This window comes from Vibrio sp. 10N.239.312.D08, from assembly GCF_041466145.1.
Lineage (GTDB): Bacteria > Pseudomonadota > Gammaproteobacteria > Enterobacterales > Vibrionaceae > Vibrio > Vibrio crassostreae_C.
In genome coordinates this window covers 21,055-27,054 of record NZ_JBFSSD010000063.1, presented here as the reverse complement: position 1 = coordinate 27,054, position 6,000 = coordinate 21,055, and the positions used below count along the sequence as shown (strand labels likewise).

Sequence of the window (6,000 nt, the reverse complement as noted above, 5' to 3'; positions counted from 1 at the left end):
TGAGCCCGTAGAGGACTTTCACCTCCTAGATCAACGCCATGCTCGGCGCACAAAAAATAAAACGAAGCCCAATGTGGCTTCGTTTTGCTCTTAGAAATACAAATAAAATTGAGGCAATAAGATGATCACTCCTATCGCAACGAGATTAACCCGAGGCCAAGACCTAAAGCTTGAGCTCCAAAAGCTAGTGACAGCACACAATATCTCGGCGGGCTCTGTCGCGTCTTGTGTTGGATGTGTTTCTCAACTCAATATTCGTCTGGCTAATGCAAACAACACCAAGCTAATCATAGCTCCGTTCGAAATTGTGTCACTTATGGCGACGCTAACCCCAAACCACCAGCATGTTCATATATCGGTTGCTGATGAAAATGGCAATGTGATTGGTGGGCATTTGCTTGAAGAGACGATTATCGCAACCACCGCTGAATTGATTATTCACCGCTACGATACTTTGACCTTCAACAGAGAGCATGACGATTCTACAGGTTACACTGAGCTAACAGTCAGCAGCAACACGCAATAGAACAACACCACGCAATAGATCGCCCCATAGCAACACTAAGCGCCCCATATAAAGCGATACAACCAAATAGTATTAGGAAACACGATGGCTCCAAACTCCGCAGACTCCGTTATCGTTCTCGATTTCGAAACCACAGGCTTATCACCAAACATGGGTGACCGAGCGATTGAAATCGGTGCGGTTAAATTAGTTAACGGCAAAGTCGTCGACACCTTCCAGCAGCTCATGAACCCGGGATTTCGCGTTAGTGGATTCATTGAAAGCTATACCGGGATCAGTAACCGTATGTTAAGCACAGCGGCCAGTTGCAGTGAAGTGATGGATGAGTTTGCAGACTTTATCCAAGGCAGCCAACTTGTTGCTCACAATGCGTCGTTTGATAAACGCTTTCTAGATGCGGAATTAGACTTTATTGGCCGAGACTACACAGGCAAGTTCGCTTGCTCAATGTTGATCGCTCGTCGTCTAATCCAAGACGCACCGACTCATAAGTTAGGCGACCTAGTTCGATTCAAGCGCATAGATAACGACGGCACTTTCCACAGAGCATTAGCCGATTCAGAAATGACAGCAAGGTTGTGGTTATTAATGATCGATGAGCTGAAGAGTGACCACGGTATTCAACAACCGAGCTTCCAATTAATGCAGAAAATATCGAAGACAGCCAAAAGTTCGATTCCAAAACTACTGATGAGCAACAGGGGTTAGGTTCCGAAATTCACCTTAAAGTGGGATGAAAGGCTAGCTCGACAATAACCGCTAGCCTTTAAAAGGGACGCTCTACTCTTGCAATGACTTCAACGTTCCTTTGAGGCTTTCTAATTCATTCATAAAATACGCCCACTGCTTGTTACTGCTGGTCGCGGCGATATCTACTAAAAACTTGGCTGATGTTTCCATATTTTGGTTGAGTTGTGACTCAAGTTCATCAGGATAATAAGCTTCATTGTTTAAAAGCAACTTCATGATAATATGCAGATCGCTCTTCTTTGCCATCAGCGTCGTTAGCTCTTGATAGGTGTTGTTTTGATATTGTCGCCAACTGCTATTGGTATTTACCCACTCTTTAGACCAAGCCAAAATAATCTGTTTTTGTTCTTTCGATACTGAACCTAACCACCGTTCTGCGCGCTCTTCTATTCTGCTTCGGTATCGCTCTCTCGAATCGGCATCGTTCAACGACAACCTTTCTTCATAATAGTCTTGCTGCTTTTCACGAAAGTTCTTTAAAAACTCCCTGTCTTGCTTAGGGCTAAGCTGCATACTCAAGGCGTAAATATCTGGAGCGAACTTATTGACGATTGAGCGAATATGCTCTTTCGTTTCTTCACTTTGGCCAACAATAAAAGCGGGATTCATATCCGACCGTTCTACGTTTTGAATCGCTTCTAATTGCGAAATATACAGAGGTAGCTGAGTTTCTTTATGCCATTTCTGTAATATATCTAATCGCTCTTCAAGCTCTGATTCTTGGCTATTTGAGAGGGAAACAAAATCTTCTATATAGCTAACGACAAACCAACCTATATTGTTATAGGCGAACTTGGTCCCGCACCCAGTAAATAGAAAACAGATCACTAAAACTAACCACCGGCACTTTCTCATTCTACCCTCTCACGACATTCAACAAAGCCACAAACCGATTAACTCATCCCTTTAAGGTTAGCCCAGTTTTTATAACGCTAATTCTAGCTCTTATAAAAGTAGTCTTAATAAACAGTGGTCGTAAGAACTTTGAGATAAATTGAGACCCAAACTTGCTAATCTAGCTATTTAGGCAAATGATTAAACTAAAAATAATTAATGGCAGTGATGTGACTTGATTTTATTACTCATTTGACGTGATACGAACCCTATAAATGAGTTGGGTTGACGTATTTAAAATGATTGATATTTGGGAGGGAAGCTATGGCCGCTATTCCTGATCATCCAAGCGATTTAGAATATGAGCTTTGTTATTTTGATGATGGTTCAATAACCACAATCACGATATTGGTTCACAATCGACTGGAAGCGATGACTTGGTATCTTAGCGAAGGAAAACATATCAACGATCTTTATTCGATAAGACCCGATGAATAATGCTTTGGTATAGAGGACTAGGTCGATAAACCTAAGATAAGAAACTTAAGTGGCATTTTGTGGAACACCCTTTACTGCAATGCCATTAATTAGCAATGTCGTTAATTAGACATATCGCAGCAAAGGGATTCAGTCTCGAATTACTTCAGGATTCGGGCGCGGAATTGACGACCCTTCATTTTACCTGATTCGATTTTGTTCAGTGCTTTTTTAGCCACAGATCTTTCTACCGCTACGTAAGCACGCATTGCAAACAGATTGATCTTACCTACTGATTTACCATCAATGCCGCCTTGGCCCGTCAGTGCGCCAAGAATATCACCAGCACGAAGCTTAGCTTTCTTACCGCCATCAATTTGGATGGTAACCATGTTTGAGTAGTACGGCTTAGCAATTGGTTTTGCTGGCAGTTCAGATGGCTCGATTGGCATGTCCATGTACTCATCAATTTGAGCAACACGGTACATCTCTTTTTCACTAAAAAAGCTGATCGCTACGCCTTTGCTTCCTGCACGGCCAGTACGACCAATACGGTGTACGTGAACTTCAGGGTCGCGAGACAATTCAAAGTTGAACACAGCATCTAGGTTATCAACATCAAGACCGCGAGCCGCAACGTCTGTCGCCACTAGAATCGAGATGGTTTTGTTTGAGAACTGAACCAAAGCTTGGTCACGTTCACGCTGTTCCATGTCACCATGAAGTTCGATAACACTGAAACCGCGGTGGCTTAGCTCATCGTTTACGTTCTGCACTTCTTTCTTAGTGTTACAGAACACAACCGCAGACTCCGGTTGGTGATGCAACAACAGCAGCTCTAGAGCGTCATCACGAGCTTCAGAACCTTCTAACTTGTAGAAGTGTTGTTGGATGCTTGAGTGATCGTGTGTTGATTCAACCTTCACCATTTCTGGATTGCGCATAATGCGGTCTGCAACAGATTTGATCTGTTTAGGGAAAGTCGCACTGAATAGCAGAGTTTGGCGTTCTTTTGGCGCCGCTTCAATCACAGCATCCAAAGCGTCTTGGAAACCCATCTCTAGCATGCGATCCGCTTCATCTAACACAAGTGTGTTCAGCTCAGACAGGTCAATGCGGCCTTTCTCTAGGTGATCAAGAATACGACCAGGTGTGCCTACAAGAATGTGTGCGCCATGCTCTAGTGAACCAATCTGTGGGCCCATTGGCATACCGCCACATAGTGTCAGCACTTTAATGTTGTGAATACCACGAGCAAGAGTACGAATCTCTTTTGCTACTTGGTCTGCAAGCTCACGAGTCGGACATAACACTAAAGACTGAACACGGAAACGCTTAACGCGTAGGTTCTGCAGCACGCCTAAACCGAAAGCAGCTGTTTTACCTGAACCCGTTTTACCCTGACCGATAACGTCCTTGCCATTTAGGATAGTAGGAAGACTTAACGCTTGGATAGGCGTCATTTCAGTATAACCAAGAGAATCTAACGTGTTTAGAAGCTCTGGTTTAAGGGCGATTGAAGAGAATTTTGAAGTGCTCAATGGAAATATCCAACTGGTGAAAAACAGAGTGCATTATGAGTGTTTTTGAAAATTATTCCACCTTAATCACAGTTTTGGAGAAACATGTTAGGCGAACACAAAAAAGCCAGCTTACTTAGCTGGCTTTGACTTCTATACGAATTGCTTTCTATGGCACACCGTGACCTTTAGATGCCACCCATACGCGATACCACTGTTCGCGCGTCAGCTCGATTTTCAGTGCATCAACGGCCGTCTTCACACGCTCAATCTTACCAGAACCAATAATTGCAATTGGACTAGATGGTAAACGACGAACCCAAGCGTAAATCACTTGATCAATGCTGTCTGCACCGACTTCTTGACGAATCGCCTCTAGCTCATCACGAACGCGAACCGCTTGCGCTGAATCACCACTGAAGATGCTACCACCACCGAGACAAGACCACGCCATCGGGCGAATGCGGTTCATCTGCAGTTGATCTAGCGTGCCATCATGAGCCACTTCGAAGTTCAATGGGTTGATTTCAACTTGGTTGGTCACTAACGGCTTACCGAGTCGAGATTGAAGCAGTTCGAACTGACGCGGTGAAAAGTTAGAAACACCGAAGTGCTTAACTTTACCTACTTTGTGTAGCTCTGCGAACGCTTCTGCTACTTCATCGGCATCCATTAACACGTCAGGGCGGTGAATCAACAATACATCGATATCGTTAACACCTAAGTGCTCTAATGAGTTATTTACTGATTGGTAAATATGCTGCGCGCTGGTGTCATAGTGATTGATCTTACGATCTGGAGTGTGGTCACCACATAGGTTGATATCGCACTTGGTGACGATTTGAATATCATCACGAAGGCTTGGTTCAAGCGCTAACGCCTCACCAAACAACTTTTCACATTGGTAGTTACCGTAAATATCCGCGTGATCAACAGTTGTGATGCCAAGATCAATATGTTGCTTCAGGAAAGTCAGGCGTTGTTGCGGGGTCATGCCCCACTCTGCTGTACGCCAGTATCCTTGCACCAGCTCAGAAAGTTCTGGGCCTTGTGGCGCTATCGTTACTCTTGCAACCATGGGTTGTCTCCTTTATCAATACTGAACGTATCCTAAGCTCGTTTTACCGAAGGCTCAACGTATAACAAATGGCAAAGCTAAACGCTTATTAAAAATGTGAGAGCCGCAGAAAAACGAACACTTAAATGAATTATAACTTGCTGTCTGCCCGCGAGCCGTTCTCCTGAAAGGCTTGTTTAGCCTAATAAATAACGAAACTATCTATAAATTTGAGCAATTAAAAACGATTAAGTTCAACCGTTAAGTTGTCACCATCACTCTGTAACTGAATCCAAGGAGAAGTAGAGCTAGAAGAAGATAAGCTAGGCACATTCCACACACTCAGTTGCTCTGCTGAACCGTGAGGCGCGTTGATAAATTCGACCAGCTGTTTATCCACCTTATCGAAACCAACACCTTCATTTCGAGCTTGTTCGAGTTGAGCTGTAACATCGAATTCATCTTCACCAATACGAATTGAACTGAGAGCAAAGCCATCTTGGCGAAGGTATGCCTGAAGCTTTGTGTAACTTAGGTCCGAATATGGCAGGTTTAAGCGAACCGTTTCGACACTTGAGTCCCCCAACTCCAGTTCAACATACACATCCAGGTCGTAATATTGGGTTAAGTCACTGCACAACAAAGTACCTTCGATCTCACCACAATCCATCAACTCGATATCATTAATATAGTTTTGAGAATTCGGCAGACTTGGGCTGCTGTTAAATACTGTTCTTAGCCACCAGCTTTCGGTTGCTTGCGCTGAAAATGAAATAGCATTGAGGGACAGCATTAGAGGCAAGATTAGAACTTGAAAGATTTTCATCGACTGGGCT

The 6,000-nt window shown here is 43.7% G+C and carries 7 protein-coding genes; 3 read left to right on the top strand and 4 right to left on the bottom strand.

Annotation, left to right across the window (positions count from 1 at the left end):
• Positions 1–121 precede the first annotated feature (121 nt).
• Positions 122–526: a PPC domain-containing DNA-binding protein gene (locus AB6D58_RS22170; RefSeq protein ID WP_017090132.1), complete on the top strand. Its 405-nt coding sequence runs from the start codon at positions 122–124 to the stop codon at positions 524–526.
• Between the two features lie 84 nt (positions 527–610).
• Positions 611–1,234, top strand: coding sequence for a PolC-type DNA polymerase III (locus AB6D58_RS22165; protein WP_136982566.1), 624 nt, complete (start codon positions 611–613; stop codon positions 1,232–1,234).
• A 72-nt stretch (positions 1,235–1,306) separates the two neighbouring features.
• Here the strand turns inward: AB6D58_RS22165 and AB6D58_RS22160 are convergent, their stop codons facing one another.
• Entirely contained in the window at positions 1,307–2,131 is an 825-nt protein-coding gene (locus AB6D58_RS22160) for a DUF6279 family lipoprotein (RefSeq protein WP_372158514.1), read from the bottom strand.
• A gap of 303 nt (positions 2,132–2,434) precedes the next feature.
• On the opposite strand from AB6D58_RS22160, the gene AB6D58_RS22155 reads away from it, so the two are divergent.
• Positions 2,435–2,608 carry an RNA helicase gene (locus tag AB6D58_RS22155; protein WP_136982567.1) on the top strand — a complete coding sequence of 58 codons (174 nt, stop codon included), beginning with the start codon at positions 2,435–2,437 and terminating at the stop codon, positions 2,606–2,608.
• A gap of 140 nt (positions 2,609–2,748) precedes the next feature.
• Here AB6D58_RS22155 and dbpA read toward each other — a convergent pair whose 3' ends face one another.
• From dbpA to AB6D58_RS22140, 3 genes are all read right to left on the bottom strand, one after another.
• Positions 2,749–4,128, bottom strand: coding sequence for an ATP-dependent RNA helicase DbpA (gene dbpA, locus AB6D58_RS22150; protein WP_017064348.1), 1,380 nt, complete (start codon positions 4,126–4,128; stop codon positions 2,749–2,751).
• Between the two features lie 148 nt (positions 4,129–4,276).
• Positions 4,277–5,185: an aldo/keto reductase family oxidoreductase gene (locus AB6D58_RS22145; RefSeq protein ID WP_017064347.1), complete on the bottom strand. Its 909-nt coding sequence runs from the start codon at positions 5,183–5,185 to the stop codon at positions 4,277–4,279.
• A gap of 217 nt (positions 5,186–5,402) precedes the next feature.
• On the bottom strand, positions 5,403–5,990 hold the full coding sequence (locus AB6D58_RS22140) for a hypothetical protein (RefSeq protein WP_017071598.1): 588 nt from the start codon (positions 5,988–5,990) through the stop codon (positions 5,403–5,405).
• Positions 5,991–6,000 lie beyond the last annotated feature (10 nt).